Raw genomic sequence first — 14,599 nt, forward strand, 5'->3', positions numbered from 1 at the left:
CCTCTCACACCGACGCCGTTAGTTTTTTCAATGCCTCAATGGCAAGTGATTCAAAATAGCGCGATGTCGGATAGATGGCGTGATCATCGGCTCGGAATTTCGGATGGTGCAAGGCATAGGGACCGCCGCTGCCGACCATGACAAAAGCGCCGATCAAGCTTTCTTGATAAAAGGCAAAATCTTCACCGATGGAGGTCGGTTCGAGAAGCTTTGGTGTTAAGCCTTCTTTGCCTGCAACATCCAGTGCAAAATCAGTCCATTCCGGATCATTTTCAACGGACGGCGGGCCAGGGAACCATTTGAGTTCGATCTCTGATTCGAAGGTTTCCGCGATTCCGTTAAGGATCGTCCGAAATCGTTCGGGAATATAAGCGCGTACGTCTTTGCTGAATGTACGCACGGTGCCTTCAACAAATGCGGAGGCCGGGATGACATTCCATGTATTGCCGGCGTGTACCTGAGTGATACTGACGACCGCATTTTCCGTGGATGCGATGTTGCGGCTGACAATGGATTGAAACACATTGATGACTTGTGCGAGAATGACGATCGGATCCTTGCCTTCATAAGGGCGGGCAGCGTGTGCTCCCTTGGCATTAATATGAATTTCGAAACGATCGACACCGGCTGTCAGTGCATGATGGCGCGAACCGATTTCGCCAACATTTAATGTCGGATCGTTATGCAAGCCGAAAATCACCTTGACGTCATCTAATATGCCGGTTTTAACAACTGATTCCGCGCCATGTCCGGACTCTTCACCGGGCTGGAAGATCAGGCGAACGGTTCCCTTGAGCTGATCTTCGTGTTCTTTCAACAAATACGCCGTACCAAGCAGCGTCGAGGTGTGAAAGTCATGACCGCAGGCATGCATTACGCCGTCGTTTTCCGAAGTGAAGGCGACGCCGGATTGTTCATGAATCGGCAATGCGTCGATGTCCGAACGGAGAGCGATTACCGGTCCGTCTTCTTTTCCGGATATTTCGGCAACCACACCGGTTTTCAGCGGCAAATTGAGTATCTTGATCTTCTTTTCTTCTAGTGCAGCTTTAATTTTCTTCGTTGTTTCAACTTCTTCAAAGGACAGCTCGGGATGGCGATGCAGGTCGTGCCTGAACGCGATCAGCTGCTGTTCCAATAGTTGTGTTTCCGATGTCTGACTCATTATTTAACGATCCTTTCTTTTTGCGAGATTGCAAGTCTTTCAGATTTACTGCTGTGCTTTCGTCACATCAATGCCGAAATATTTATCGGACAGCTTGGAAAGTGTTCCGTCCTCTTTCAATGTCTTGAGCTGCTGATTAAACTTTTTCAACAGTGCTTGTTCTTTCTTCGATTTCTTTGAGAACGGGAAGCTGATATGTGTATAAGCAAGCGGCTGGTCAATCACACGCAGTGACAGATTGCTTTTCTTGATTGTTGCTTGAAGAATCGATGCTGCCTGAACATAGCCGGCAACCTGACCTTTGAGCGTGTCGGTTTGCGGCCCTTCTCTTGTGTCGTAGATCCGCACTTTGATATCCAGCTTATTTTTTTTAATGTAATCATTTAAAATGTCCACTTTATTTGAACCTGAGACACCGCCGACTGTTTTGCCTTCAAGATCTTTAAGCGTTTGAATGTTGCTGTCCTTCTTGACGGCAATGGCGGTACTTGTGTAGGTGTACGGTGTTGTAAAATCATATTGCTTCGCTCGTTCCGGAGTCACTTCAAATGCATTGGCGACCGTGTCGATTTTCCCGCTGCCGAGTTGTCCGAGCACGCCGTCAAACGCTGTCAGATGCCATTCCACTTTATAGCCGAGCTTTTTCGCAATCGTCTCCAGCACTTCAACATCAAAGCCGGTCAGTTTTCCATTGTCGTCTTTGTATGAGTTTGGGTAGCTCTGTCCGGTCGCACCGACACGCAATATTTTTTCTTGTGATTCCGCCTTACCGCTGCTTTGTCCGCAGCCGGCCACGGTCAGTAGTAAAAGTGCGGCCAATGCTCCTGCAATCCATTTTTTCATTGTGTTATGCCTCCCCTGATGATTAATTGGTTTTGCTTGATCCGTTCAATGGCTGCCCGCAATCTCGATTGCGGTACAACCAGACTGACTCGAAAGTAGGACTCTCCGGACGACCCGTATGATGTTCCGGGAACAACGGCTATTCCCAAGTTATCTAATAGTTTTTCTGAGTATTGGGTTGCAGAAAAGCCTTGCGGAACCCTTACCCATAGGAAAAACGTTCCTTTTGACGGATACACTCGGTAACCGAGCGCAGTCAATTCTTTGATTAAGTAGTCCCGACGTGATTGATAAAGTGCACGAAGCTCGGCTCGCTGACGTTCCTGAGTGCCAAGAGCGAATGCCGCGGCATCCTGCACAGCTCCGAACACGCCGCCGACGTTGTTGACCAAATAGTGATTCAAATGCTTAATCAGTGATGCGTTGCCTGCCGCGAAGGCAACTCGCCATCCTGCCATATTAAATGTTTTAGAAAATGTATAGATTTCAATGCCAGCTTCCTTTGCTCCAGGTGTCTGCAGAAAGCTGCGCGGCGCTTCTTCTTCGAAGCCGATATCGCCGTATGCGAAATCATGGACAACGGCAATGTGATTCTGTTGTGCATAATCGACGGTTTTTTCGAAAAAGGCCGCGTTTGCCGAAGCTCCGGTCGGATTGTTCGGGTAATTCAGAAACAGCAGCTTTGCCTTTTCACTCACGTCTTGTGGCACACGCGTGTAATCGGGCAAAAAATCGTTCTTCTCAAGCAGAGGCAGAGAAGCCGCATGTGCTCCTGCCATCGTGACGCCGATCTCATAGCCGCCGAATGCCGGATCAGGAACAAGTGCTGTGTCGCCCTGATTGAGCAGTGCCAGCGAGATTGCCGTCAGTGCAACAATCGATCCGTTAAATATGGCGATTTCGCTGTCCGGATCAAGATCGACTTGATAGTTTTTTTTATAAAAATCCGCGATCGCCTGCTTCAGCTTCTGTTTGCCTCCGTAGGGCGGATATCCTTGATTGGCCGTTTCTTTCGACGCTTGATGAAGGTTGCTCACGATTTCCGGAAAGGTCGGCTGATCGGGATTCCCGCGGCCGAGATTGATGACATCGAGGCCTTTTTCCTTCAGCGCCTTGATCTTTTTGGCTTGCTGGGCGAAAAATTTCGGTTTAAGTGCCTGCAATCGCTCGGATGCTGCAAATTCAGTCATGAGTCGTTCCCACCTTTTCTGCGTGCTGCGCGCGTGCCTCAAGTTTTTCAATCGCCGTCCGGACGCGCTCTGCTGTCACGTCAAAGGGCAGTTCGTGAATGCGCGAGTCCGAATCGGTCATGTGACGGGCAAGGCTGCTCAGCTGCTGCTCGTTGCCGAGTGAAAGTCCGACCTGAGCTAGCTTCGTCGGCAGGCCGAGATCCTGATACAGATCAAGGACTTGTTTTTGTTCCGCCATCTTGCTTTCGAGTTCGAGCTGAAGCAGGATTCCATAGGCAACCAAGGTGCCATGTGGTGCGACTGCTTCGAGTCCGAGAAAGGTCGAGGCGTTAAAAAACGCATGTGCGCCGACGCTTCGGCCATGTGCTTCGGCTAATCCGCCGACGAGTCCGGCAGCGATGAAAATGGTGTCGATGACTCTTTGAAGTGCAAGGCTTGCTGTTTTTTCTTTCACAGCGTCAAGCGCCTGCCTTCCGTTTTCAAAAACAGTATCGCGACAGGTTTTGGCGTAATTAAAGCTCAGTTGGAGCGGCAGGCTCCGTTCTTCCTGCGGAATTTTGCTCAGACGGACGCGTGCTTCATACCATTTGGCGAGCGTGTCACCAAGGCCGGACCGAAACGCCTCGATTGGTGCCTCGGCGATAATTTTTGGTTCGACAAGCACAACGTCGTTTGATTTCCGATGCCTCAGCGTTCCAAGCCGACTGCCGTCTTCTTTATAGACGATGCTGATCGGTGTAAAACTGGCACAGTTCGAGGCAAGTGTCGGCAGCAGCACGCATGGAATGGACTGCTGCGCGGATACCGCTTTGACGGTATCGAGAATTTTCCCACCGCCGACACCAATGATGACATCGCTCGAATGCTGAATGCTTAATTGCTTAATGCGTTCCATTTCGCTTTCCGAGCATTCGCCTTGATGCACAGCTTCAGCAACGTTGGTAAGCTGGTCCAGCGGGAGATAAGGCTTAGCTGCCTCCCATGATCGATGTCCGTGAACCAGTAAGACGTTATGCCACCGCCTGTCATTCAGAATTTCGGGCAGCTGTTCAAACGCGCCGGGTTCATTGCAATAATACTCAGGCCCGAATCTTTGAACCACATGTTCACTCATCTTGTTCCTCCCTCTTTTCCATTATTCCAATTTCTTAAAGGGAGATTTTTTGCTCATGTGTAAATTAAAAAAGCTACTTTCCGCGATAAGAAAGTAACTTTTACTGAGCGTAAACGTTGACTCTTATCTTCCAGTACCGCCCAAGCGGTCTGCTAGATTTAACACCATACACCTAAGTGCTGGTTGTCGGACTTCATCGGGCTAGTTCCCTCCGTCGCTCTCGATAAGAAATGGAATTGTGATGTTAGTATATGGCCTAATCCCCAGTTTGTCAATATGATTTATTTAAATTAAGCAGCATTCCCGATTTTTTCATAATTGAGATGCTTGAGTTTGTGCATTGGGAGTGGGGGGCGTGCATTGATTGGGGTTTTTCGTGCATTGAACCATGATTATCGTGCATTGGATCACTGGTTTCGGGCATGGGGGGCGATCCTGAGCCCGGTTCGTGCGTTGGCATCGTATTTTCGTGCATTGGACTCGGGTTTTCGTGCATTGAACCATGATTATCGTGCATTGGATCACTGGTTTCGGGCATGGGGGGATCCTGGCCCAGGTTCGTGCGTTGGCGTCGTATTTTCGTGCATTGATTGGGGTTTTTCGTGCATTGAACCATGATTATCGTGCATTGGATCATGAATTTCGGGCATGGGGGGGATCCTGGCCCCGGTTCGTGCGTTGGCGTCGTATTTTCATGCATTGGACGGGTTTTCGCGCATTGATTTAGCGATTTCGTGCGTTGAATCTCATTTTCCGTGCATGGGTTCTGGTCCTTGTCCCTGGTCGTGCATGGGCATTGGGGTTTGCTATGTCATCATTCAATTTCACACAGCATTGAGCTAGTTTTTAAGCAACAAAAAAAGCGCGGCACTGACCGCGCTTTTTATCTGCATCAGCTGAGGTCTACTTGACCGATCAGGCTGGAGACGGAATGGATATCTTCGCGTATTAAATAGTCGCGAATCTGGTTGATGATTTCAATCATCGCAGCGGGATTGCGGTAGTTTGCGGTCCCGACCTGGACTGCGGCAGCACCGGCGAGCAGCATTTCAATTGCATCGCTGCCGGTCATCACACCGCCGCTGCCGATGATCGGCAGATGGCTGATTTGGTGCACTTGAAAGATGAGGCGCACAATCAGCGGCTTGATTGCTGAACCTGAAAGTGTGCCGATGACATTGCCTAGCTTCGGCTTGCGCGTGTTGATGTCGATGGACATGGCTGAATATGCGTTCGCCACGGTGAAGGCATCCGCGCCGCCCTGTTCAGCGGCGAGTGTAATTTCCTGAATACGCGAGACGGACGGCGACAATTTTGCGATCAGCGGCTTGTCGGTGACGTTTCGAATTTTGCGGATTAAGCTGTAGGTTGACTCGCTGAGCAGTCCGAACACTTGTCGATTGTCATCACTATTCGGACAAGAGAGATTAATTTCAAAACCGGCAATCTTATCCCATTGGTTTAACTTTTCGGCAGTCTGAGCGAATTCATCAACGGTTTCTCCGGAAAGATTGATGATCAGCGGCGGTTGATAGGGTTCATACACCGGCAAAACGCGTGCTTCAAAATATTCGATATCCTCGCTTTGAAAGGTCACGGAGTTCAGCATGCTGCCCTCCGCCTCGAAAATGCTTGAAGCCTGCTCTTTGCTGTGTTTGTTCATGGAAATACTTTTCGGAATAAACGCACCGATTTGGTTGGCGTCGAAATCCGGTTTACTTGTTAACTCAAATGTTCCGCAGGCGGGCATGACCGGACTGGTCAGCGTCAGCCCTGCAAAATTAACGGAGAGGTCAGGTTCTTGACTCATCTTTGACCACCCGAGTTTCTTAAGCTTGCTTCTGTCTCTTTATTCATCAACTTACTCACTCCTAATCTTGATGCTTCTTTCTTTACCTTCTGGTGTTGGTCGGCGAGCTTAGGTGTTGTCAGTATAAAGGACTGGTTGGGAAACTTCCAGAGAAATATCTTCCAATTAATCCGTGAAAATAGAACAGACGTCCGATCGAATCGTGACGTCTGAATGTTCAACGTTATTCTGCTGCTTTCAGGGCAAACATCATTTCTGCTTCGCAGGCGACTTCGCCGTCAACGGTGGCGACACCTTTGGCTTTGGCGAAACCGGCACGGAAGCGAAGAATTTCCGCTTCCAGCTTCAGCTGATCACCGGGTCGTACTTGACGCTTGAAGCGGCATTTGTCAATGCCGGCGTAGAGTGTCAGCATGTTCTCCTGCTTACCTTGGCTAAGTACCGCGATGCCGCTGACCTGAGCAAGTGCCTCTACAATCAGGACTCCGGGCATGACCGGATAATCCGGAAAATGACCTTGGAAAAACGGTTCGTTAACCGTAACATTTTTAATTGCGACCGCTTTTTTACCGTCTTCGACTTCAAGGACTCGGTCGACCAGCAGGAATGGATAGCGGTGCGGTAATATTTTTTTGATTTCGTCGATCGTTAACAAACGATCGCCTCCCTTCAATCAGTCCCTTTTCAGGAAATCGAGAATGTGCTGCCAAGTAGCAGGTTCAAAGACTGCCAATGGGCTGCGATGACCGAGCCCGCCGTAACCAAACATTGCACCGGCGGCAAGGGCGATCGCGCAGAGGGCGATCAAGGCGATCAGCCGCTGCCAGATCGGAAAGCGCCGCTTTTTGTAACCGAAGAACGGGTTAAACAATGGCTTTTGTTCTTCGTTTGCTTTTTCCCGCGTTTTGCGTTCGGCCTTTTGTGCCTCTTGTCGTGCTGCTCGGGCCGCTTTTCTCGTTTCCGGACTTGTTTTCGGTTTATTATGTAGCTTTTCGTTCGTTTCCATTACGTGTTCCTCGCTTAACGCAGCAGACCGTTGACCAGACCGGCCATCTGATCGCCGATCGTTATTGATCGCGCGTTCAGCTGATAATTGTGCTGCAGATTAATCAGATCCGCCATTTCTTTGGTCAGATCGACGTTTGAATTTTCCAGCTTGCCTTGTGCCACGCTGCCTGCATTTTCGGCAACCGGCTGAACCACATCATTCAGACCGATGCCGAGCTGTGCTAAATTCGGTAAGGTGTAGAGGCTGTTGCCCTGGTTCTCCAGCAATTGCGGTCGGCTGATCGTAACCAGTCCGAGCTGTCCTGCGTTTACGCGCGCGCCATTTGCCAGCTCAACCGATATCGCGCCGGTACTGCTGATCTGCAGATCATGGTAAGTCGCCGGAATCGTGATCGGCTGTCCGTCTGTGCCGAGCACCGCATCGCCGCTTTTCGTGAGCAGACGCAGGGTGTTCGGATCATTAGGATCCGGCTGCGTATTGAAGGCGCCGGCACGTGTGTATGCTGTTGCGCCGCCATGATTTACGGTGAAAAATTGGTGATCATCGGTCAGGGCGAGGTCGAGCGGATTATCGGTCTGTTGGATCGCGCCCATGGAAAGATCCAGTGACGTATCGCCGATTCGCGCGCCGGAGCCGTCACGAATGCCGGACGGAGTCAATCGGTTGGTTTGGTCCGTCTGATCGGCATCAGCCGGGGTCATGTTGTCGATTTGTTGAAAAAGCAGATCGGTAAACTTCGCGTCCCTGCTTTTGTAGCCGGTCGTGCTGACGTTCGCGATGTTGTCTGCAACCGTCGCAAGCTGCTGCTGAATCTGTCCTAAAGTTACTGCCGAAGCCATCATTTGCCGCTGCATCACACTCACCTGCCCCTATATTTTTTAAAATCTGTTCGAAAAGGAGGACAAAAAGGACCTCATTACCTTTTCCCCGGATTTTTCGAACATCCTCATTTAGCTTATGCGGCCGACTTGATTCACTGCTTTATCAAGTGAGCCGTCAATGATTTGCAGCACCTTTTGGTTTGCCTCAAAGGATCGGTACGATTCCATCATATCGGTGACGGTCTGGTCTGCCTGAACATTGGACCCTTCAACAAAGCCTTGTTTCAGATTAAAGCTAACCTGGCCGTTTCCGTTTGCCGCGGGCAACGCGCCGCCGCCATCGAGACGGAACAGGCTGCTGCCTTCTTTGACCAGCTGATTGGTATTCGCCGCATAGCTGACGCCGATTTGTCCGTAATTCGCTCCACCGGACGTAATCGTGCCGTCGGCGGCTACCTGGAATTGGTCGGATGGGAGCTGTATCGGCTGACCGGCGGTATTCACTACCTGATCGCCCACGTCATCGGTCAGATAGCCGGTCGGACTCAAGGTAAAATGGCCGTTGCGTGTATAACGCGTATCGCCGGCAGGTGTCCGGACATTGAAGAGCAGAGTGCCTTCCTGCGCGCCGGTTTGTGGATTGACCGGAAGCGCCGACGTTATGAGTGCGACGTCGGTCGCTTTTCCCGTTTCCGTGACCGTGCCCTGTGAAAAATCGGGAACTGCCTCATCCATATACACACCGGTTGCAAGATCGCCGACTTCAGTTGATGCGGTCACGTCGCCGCCGAGCCGGTTAATCAGCTGCTCCGGGAAGGTGCGCAGTTTTGTCTGGTCGCTTTTATAACCAGGTGTGTCCACGTTGTTCAAGTTGTTTGACAGGGTTTCCTGTCTTCTCTGTTGGGCAATCATGCCTGCAGCCGATGTATACAAGCCTCTGATCAATGTCCTTCACCTGCCTGTTTTGATTTCTGCACATTTTGCCTCACACAAAATTGCGTACGAAGTGCTGAAACGGCATCCTCCGGTGCGGCGGATGCCGCACTTTTGACAAAACGACTTGTCCTTATTCTTGATGCGCAAAAGCGCAGAGCTGTTAATTTGCTTTGCGCTTTGGTAGTTTATCCAGGTGTTCGAGCATTTTGCCGGCGCCTTCGACGACGCAGGTCATCGGATTGTCGGCTACTACGACAGGCACTTTGAGCTCACTTGCGAGCAGTTGGTCGATGCCGTGAAGCTGCGCGCCGCCGCCCGTAAGGATGACGCCGCGGTCGATGATGTCTGCGGAGAGTTCCGGCGGTGTTTGTTCGAGCACATTCTTCGCTGCGCGGACGAGTGTGCCGACGGAATCGGCAAGTGCTTCTTCGATTTCATTCGAATGAACGGTCAACGTTTTCGGAAGGCCGGTCACCATGTCGCGGCCGCGGATATCCATGCTTTCGTCGCGTGCATTCTTGAAGACGGTGCCGACGGTTATTTTAATTTGTTCCGCGGTCCGTTCACCAATGAGCAGTTTGTATCGCTTCTTAATATAGTTCAAGATCTCTTGGTCGAATTTGTCGCCCGCCAGCTTAATGGACTGGGAGGTCACAATATCGCCCATAGAGAGGACGGCGATGTCGGTCGTTCCGCCGCCGATATCGATCACCATGTTGCCGCTCGGCTGGAAAATGTCCATTCCGGCACCGACTGCGGCTACTTTCGGTTCTTCTTCCAGGTAAACTTGCTTACCGCCGCTTCGTTCGGCTGCCTGACGAATCGCTTTCTGCTCAACCGATGTGATATGGGTCGGTGTACAGATCAGGATTCTTGGTTTTTTTAAGAAGCCTTTTACATTAATTTTATCAATAAAATGCGTCAGCATGAGTTCTGTGATTTCAAAGTCTGCAATGACGCCATCGCGGAGCGGACGCAGCGCGACAATATTGCCTGGCGTACGTCCAACCATTCGTCTTGCTTCTTCACCGACTGCCAGCATTTGTTTCGTATCCGTATCGATTGCGATTACTGACGGTTCATTCAGAACGACGCCCTGTCCTTTTACATAAATCAGCACATTCGCCGTACCGAGATCAATTCCGATATCTCTTGAAAACACGTCAAATCCTCCCTGTCAAAACACCCGGAGCACGTCCAGGATATTTATCAATCATTATTTCATTTTATCACAATTTCAATCAAACAGGGAGTCTTGTCGAAAAATAATACATCGGGTCGATCGGTCGTTTTCCGAAATTCGGATTTAAAGCATCATCTCTTTTGGTTTTCGTGTTGAATCAGTGCTGAACTGCTTGTTCGGTATCTTTTTGATATTTCAGTCGCGTTGCTTCCCCTCCTCGAAGATGGCGGATTGACTTATGATAATCGAGCACGTTTTTTACTGCGTTTGCAAGTTCCGGATTGATGTTCGGCAGCCGCTCCGTCAAGTCTTTGTGGACGGTACTTTTCGACACTCCGAACTCCTTGGCTATTACCCGTACCGTCTTTTTTGTCTCCACGATATGCTTTCCAATCTTGATCGTACGCTCTTTGATGTAATCGTGCACACCACTCGCCTCCTGTAATCATGAATGCGAAATGAGACAATCTTTGGAGGAAACGGAACTTATTCAACGCATCATGCTCGTTCCAAGCCCGCCGCGCTCACCTCGAAACCCCGTATGTGAGTTTGTAACATCTTATTAAACGAGTTCCGGTTATATGCCAAAAAGTCAATAGGGACAAGGGTTGACGAGCAGGAGCACGTCCCACTTCATCGATTCAGGGGACGCATTTCTATGGTGCGGGCAACTTTCCATGCTGGGTGCGGGCTGGAAAGTTCTTCTTTTGGAACGAGAATGTGGGAATTGATCCGAACGTAAAAAACGCGTCCTCTATGAGATCCGGAGCGACGCGTTTATCTAAATGCGATAGAATTTTCATGGGGTATTTCGTGTGGAAAATTTTTCTCTTTATATAAGAGTGTGAAAGAACTTTCCTTGATGGTTCGAGACGTAAAATTCTTATTTATAAATGAGGATGCGGTGGGAATTTTCCGCGAGCGAAAATTCCTTCGTTACTGACATGATTTTGCACAATAAGGACTTACTTTTGAAATTGGCTTTTACTTTTTATGCGTTAGCTTTAAGTTTTCCGCGGTTTGCTTTTACTTTTCTTGGATTGGCTTTAACCTCCGGGGTTCGCTTTTACTTTTTGTGCGTTAGCTTTAAGTTTTCTGTAGTTAGCTTTCACTTTTCTCGGATTGGCTTTTACTTCTGGATTTCGCTTTTACTTTTTGTGTGTTAGCTTTAAGTTTTCCGCGGTTTGCTTTTACTTTTCTTGGATTGGCTTTAACCTCCGGGGTTCGCTTTTACTTTTTGTGCGTTAGCTTCTACTCATTCCTATTCTATTCCTTCTTTGTTTTTCAATTCCTAGAGATTGATAGAATTGTTCAAGTGATGGGGACTTATAATGAAGTCCTCTTCCGCGACCTGTTCCTCCTAGCTTCAGATCCATTTTTCTTAATAGATTGGTCATTGTCATGCTTGAGTCGAGCTTTAAAAACTCTCGACATTGCTCGTTGGTCATGGTTTGTCCCATTAATAGAAAATAGTGGAGGATCATTGGCTCGTGGGCGGTTTTTGATTTGTTGCCGCAATGGGGACATTGCCAGTTTGCATAAATTCGCTGCATGTCGTAGTTGCGGCAGCGCGCGCATCGGACGCCGCGCAGCAGCTCGGATGGTTGAATGTTGAACCTTTTCAAGACATTGGAAAATGGATCGCTGTGTGCCTGCAGCAGTTTATCTTGGATTTGCTGCAGAAATGGGGTGTACGTGCAACTGCCGCTGTGCTTTTCAATCATTGCTTGAATTTTAATTTGCACCTGTTCGGCATGGAAGACGTGATTCTGGACGCGGCGCGAGCGTGTGGGATTTTCGATCATAGTGCTTGGATTTGCGATCACGACATCGGCTTCGATCGGCATCAGCGGCAGCCCGATTGAGGCGAGCCACCGGCGAAGCAATTCGCGATGGCGGCCGACCTGCAACAAGGGATTGGAAAATCCGTCGCGGCGTTCGCCTAGAGTGCGAATAACCTGACCGTTTTCGCTTGTGAACGTAATGATTCCGGAATAATTTTTCACTTCGATTAATGAAATAAACGTTGGAGCGAGAATTAAAACATCAATTTGACAATCATCCAGATGGAGTCCATAAAAAACGCGAGAGGAACTGTTTAAGAAGAGTTCGAGAAAGTAGGCAAGATTCTGCTCGCCGCTCCATCCAGTGCGACGATTAGCGAGGTCATCCTCCACCGACGCACGTGCCGGATGACCGCTCGGCAAATGTTCGAGCAGTGCCTGATCCGCAAGCAGACGTATCGGAGGCAGCAAATTTTTCAGAATCAATAGGCATCATCCTTTAACATTAATAGAATCTATTTTCGACACCGAGCGTCAAATCTCCTCCTCTTCACAAACCAGTAGAGTACATGAAATTCTACGAGTACCAGCACCTCGACCCAGAGCAGGTACCATGGCCACGGGCCGAGCCAATTCAGTACCGAGACGCCGGGTTTCTTCATTAAATAGAGATAGTTTGCATCAAGCAGTCGATTGACGACAAAAATCACTGCCGCATACCCGTTCAGCCACAGCACCGCCCACCATAACGAGCGGTACGACGGACGTGCACGCTCAACCGCAATCATGTACAAGCAAGCGAGCACCGTTGCCCCATGCGTCGCAAAGAATTGTAGAAAATGCAGTTGCGGAAAAGACGCGCCAAGGTCCGGTGTCACAAGCGCCTGCACCGCACTGCCGATCGCGACAAAATACAAAATGGCGAACAGTCGCCGCGACCGAGTCAAGAGCATCACTGCCGCAAGCAGCGCCGAAACATCGCTCACCTGAAGCGGGAGCGACGCGCGCGCCGACCACGTGCCCGCGATCAGCGTGCCGATTTGATACCCCGCCTCCCCAATCATCAAAACAGCTGCGAGAATATAGCGCGTAAAAAAGGTCTGCCTGAAAAGAAACAGGCAGACCGCTAACGTCGTGATAACAAGTAGTGTGCTTATATGTTCTACCGAAAAGAGTGCGAAACCGAAAAGTTGCGGATAAAGATATTCAGACAATTTTTTTCACCTCAAAATCATTATGCCGCATCAGCCGGCTTTTTACCCTTCCGATTGGTCTTCCTTTGGCGCTACGGTGCGCTTCAGGAAGAATGAAAGAAGCAGTGAAAGAACGCCGACCACCAGTGCGATAAAGAAGGCTCGGCTCATTCCCGAGACGAGCGCCTGCAGCATCTGAGCCGGCGCTTTGGGATTTGCGGATTGGCTAAGGTATGCCTGCTGTCCGGACACCATAATGCCGATAAACAGCGCGGTTCCGATTCCGCCCGCGACCTGCTGCAAGGTGTTCATGATCGCCGTGCCGTGCGGATACATCTGCTTCGGAAGCTGATTCATACCCGTCGTTGTCACCGGCATCATCACCATCGACATTCCGATCAGCAAGGCCGCATATAAAATGATCACATACAGCATGCTTTCGGAGACCGTCAATCTGCTGAACAGCCAGATGACGACGCACATGATCACCAATCCTGGTGTGACGAGCCAGCGCGGGCCGAATCTATCAAACAATTTGCCCATTACCGGCGACAGCATACCGTTGATCAGTCCGCCCGGCAGGAGCACAAGTCCAGCGGAGAACGATGATAAAAGCAGCGCCCGCTGCAAATAGAGCGGCAGCAGAATCATCGTCGCGAACAGCGTCACCATAACCAAGATTAAAATGATGGTCGCGAGCGTATACATCGGGTATTTAAAGGCGCGAAAATCGAGAATCGGGTTTGCGATCGCGAGCTGACGCCAAACGAACAGAATTAAACTGGCCACACCGACGATCAACAGGACGAGACCGAGCCAGCCGCCTTCCGCGCCGGAGCCCATGCCATACACGAGTCCGCCGAATCCGAGCGTGGACAGAACCACAGAAAACACATCCACCTTAGGCTTCGTCGCTTGCGACACATTAGTCAGGAAGCGGGCCGCAAACAGAATTGAAAATACGGCGAGCGGCAAGACGAGATAGAAGAGCCAGCGCCATGAAAGCGAGGCAATGATCAGCCCGGACAAGGTCGGACCAAGTGCCGGTGCGAACATGATTACGAGTCCGATCAATCCCATTGCGCCGCCTCGCTTGTCCGGCGGATAGATGAACAAAATTGTGTTCATCATGACCGGCAAAATGAGTCCGGAGCCGGCCGCTTGGATGACGCGACCGACCAGTAAAAAGGAAAAGGTTGGTGCGAATCCGCAAATGACGGTGCCGATGAGGAAAATGGTCATCGCGCCGAGAAACATCTGTCGTGTTGTGAACCAGCCGGTTAGTAGTGCCGTGACCGGCATTAAGATGCCGATCACGAGCAAGTAAGCGGTGGTCAGCCACTGAACCGTTGTCGGCGTGACGTGGAAGTAGCCAATCAGATCGGATAGCGCGATGTTCAGCAGTGTCTCATTCAGGATCGCAACAAATGCGCCGATGATCAGAGCGACGGTAATCGGACCGCGTTTAATTTCTTGATTTGTTGCTGCGAGTATTGTCATCAATGAAAAACTCCCTGTCTTTATTCCCTATTATATAGAAGAAATTTTTTG

Annotated in this window: 15 protein-coding genes and 1 riboswitch; of the genes, 1 reads left to right on the forward strand and 14 read right to left on the reverse strand. The window is 50.0% G+C overall.

Annotated elements, in window-relative coordinates; all coding sequences use genetic code 11:
- Positions 1–4: 4 nt before the first annotated feature.
- Genes AC1MBV_RS06825 through AC1MBV_RS06840 form a run of 4 tightly spaced genes read right to left on the reverse strand, consistent with a single transcriptional unit; the run spans position 5 to position 4,312 of the window.
- A complete protein-coding gene (locus AC1MBV_RS06825; RefSeq protein ID WP_480947944.1) occupies positions 5–1,165 on the reverse strand; it encodes an amidohydrolase in 1,161 nt (386 codons plus the stop codon).
- A 45-nt stretch (positions 1,166–1,210) separates the two neighbouring features.
- Entirely contained in the window at positions 1,211–2,008 is a 798-nt protein-coding gene (locus AC1MBV_RS06830) for a transporter substrate-binding domain-containing protein (RefSeq protein WP_480947945.1), read from the reverse strand.
- Positions 2,005–3,198: an aminotransferase class I/II-fold pyridoxal phosphate-dependent enzyme gene (locus AC1MBV_RS06835; protein WP_480947946.1), complete on the reverse strand. Its 1,194-nt coding sequence runs from the start codon at positions 3,196–3,198 to the stop codon at positions 2,005–2,007. Before AC1MBV_RS06835 ends, AC1MBV_RS06830 begins: the two co-directional genes overlap by 4 nt.
- Entirely contained in the window at positions 3,191–4,312 is a 1,122-nt protein-coding gene (locus tag AC1MBV_RS06840) for an iron-containing alcohol dehydrogenase family protein (RefSeq protein WP_480947947.1), read from the reverse strand. The genes AC1MBV_RS06835 and AC1MBV_RS06840 overlap by 8 nt, the downstream gene beginning before the upstream one ends.
- Before the next feature lie 120 nt (positions 4,313–4,432).
- Positions 4,433–4,542, reverse strand: a riboswitch (SAM riboswitch).
- 130 nt (positions 4,543–4,672) lie between these two features.
- Here AC1MBV_RS06840 and AC1MBV_RS06845 point away from each other — a divergent pair.
- On the forward strand, positions 4,673–4,930 hold the full coding sequence (locus AC1MBV_RS06845) for a hypothetical protein (protein WP_480947948.1): 258 nt from the start codon (positions 4,673–4,675) through the stop codon (positions 4,928–4,930).
- Positions 4,931–5,204: 274 nt separating this feature from the next.
- Here AC1MBV_RS06845 and AC1MBV_RS06850 read toward each other — a convergent pair whose 3' ends face one another.
- The 10 genes from AC1MBV_RS06850 to AC1MBV_RS06895 all read right to left on the reverse strand — a co-directional run bounded on the left by AC1MBV_RS06850 (position 5,205) and on the right by AC1MBV_RS06895 (position 14,548).
- A complete protein-coding gene (locus tag AC1MBV_RS06850; RefSeq protein WP_480947949.1) occupies positions 5,205–6,122 on the reverse strand; it encodes a dihydroorotate dehydrogenase in 918 nt (305 codons plus the stop codon).
- Between the two features lie 223 nt (positions 6,123–6,345).
- Positions 6,346–6,777, reverse strand: coding sequence for a 3-hydroxyacyl-ACP dehydratase FabZ (fabZ, locus tag AC1MBV_RS06855; RefSeq protein ID WP_480947950.1), 432 nt, complete (start codon positions 6,775–6,777; stop codon positions 6,346–6,348).
- Between the two features lie 18 nt (positions 6,778–6,795).
- Positions 6,796–7,128, reverse strand: a complete 333-nt coding sequence (locus AC1MBV_RS06860; protein ID WP_480947951.1) for a DNA-directed RNA polymerase subunit beta — start codon at positions 7,126–7,128, stop codon at positions 6,796–6,798.
- 14 nt (positions 7,129–7,142) lie between these two features.
- Entirely contained in the window at positions 7,143–7,970 is an 828-nt protein-coding gene (locus tag AC1MBV_RS06865) for a flagellar hook-basal body protein (RefSeq protein ID WP_480947952.1), read from the reverse strand.
- A gap of 111 nt (positions 7,971–8,081) precedes the next feature.
- The gene (locus AC1MBV_RS06870) at positions 8,082–8,897 is read right to left on the reverse strand and encodes a flagellar hook-basal body protein (protein WP_480947953.1); all 816 of its coding nucleotides are present in this window, start codon (positions 8,895–8,897) and stop codon (positions 8,082–8,084) included.
- A 151-nt stretch (positions 8,898–9,048) separates the two neighbouring features.
- Positions 9,049–10,050 (reverse strand): rod shape-determining protein MreB, encoded by a 1,002-nt coding sequence (gene mreB / locus AC1MBV_RS06875; RefSeq protein WP_480947954.1) that lies wholly within the window; start codon positions 10,048–10,050, stop codon positions 9,049–9,051.
- A gap of 178 nt (positions 10,051–10,228) precedes the next feature.
- Positions 10,229–10,498: a sporulation transcriptional regulator SpoIIID gene (spoIIID, locus tag AC1MBV_RS06880; RefSeq protein WP_023509445.1), complete on the reverse strand. Its 270-nt coding sequence runs from the start codon at positions 10,496–10,498 to the stop codon at positions 10,229–10,231.
- Between the two features lie 817 nt (positions 10,499–11,315).
- The gene (locus AC1MBV_RS06885; RefSeq protein ID WP_480947955.1) at positions 11,316–12,341 is read right to left on the reverse strand and encodes a nuclease-related domain-containing protein; all 1,026 of its coding nucleotides are present in this window, start codon (positions 12,339–12,341) and stop codon (positions 11,316–11,318) included.
- A 29-nt stretch (positions 12,342–12,370) separates the two neighbouring features.
- A complete protein-coding gene (locus tag AC1MBV_RS06890) occupies positions 12,371–13,069 on the reverse strand; it encodes a YwaF family protein (protein WP_480947956.1) in 699 nt (232 codons plus the stop codon).
- Positions 13,070–13,111: 42 nt separating this feature from the next.
- Entirely contained in the window at positions 13,112–14,548 is a 1,437-nt protein-coding gene (locus tag AC1MBV_RS06895; protein ID WP_255747335.1) for an MDR family MFS transporter, read from the reverse strand.
- Positions 14,549–14,599: the final 51 nt, after the last annotated feature.

This window comes from Sporolactobacillus sp. PKPK-6 (assembly GCF_056678885.1).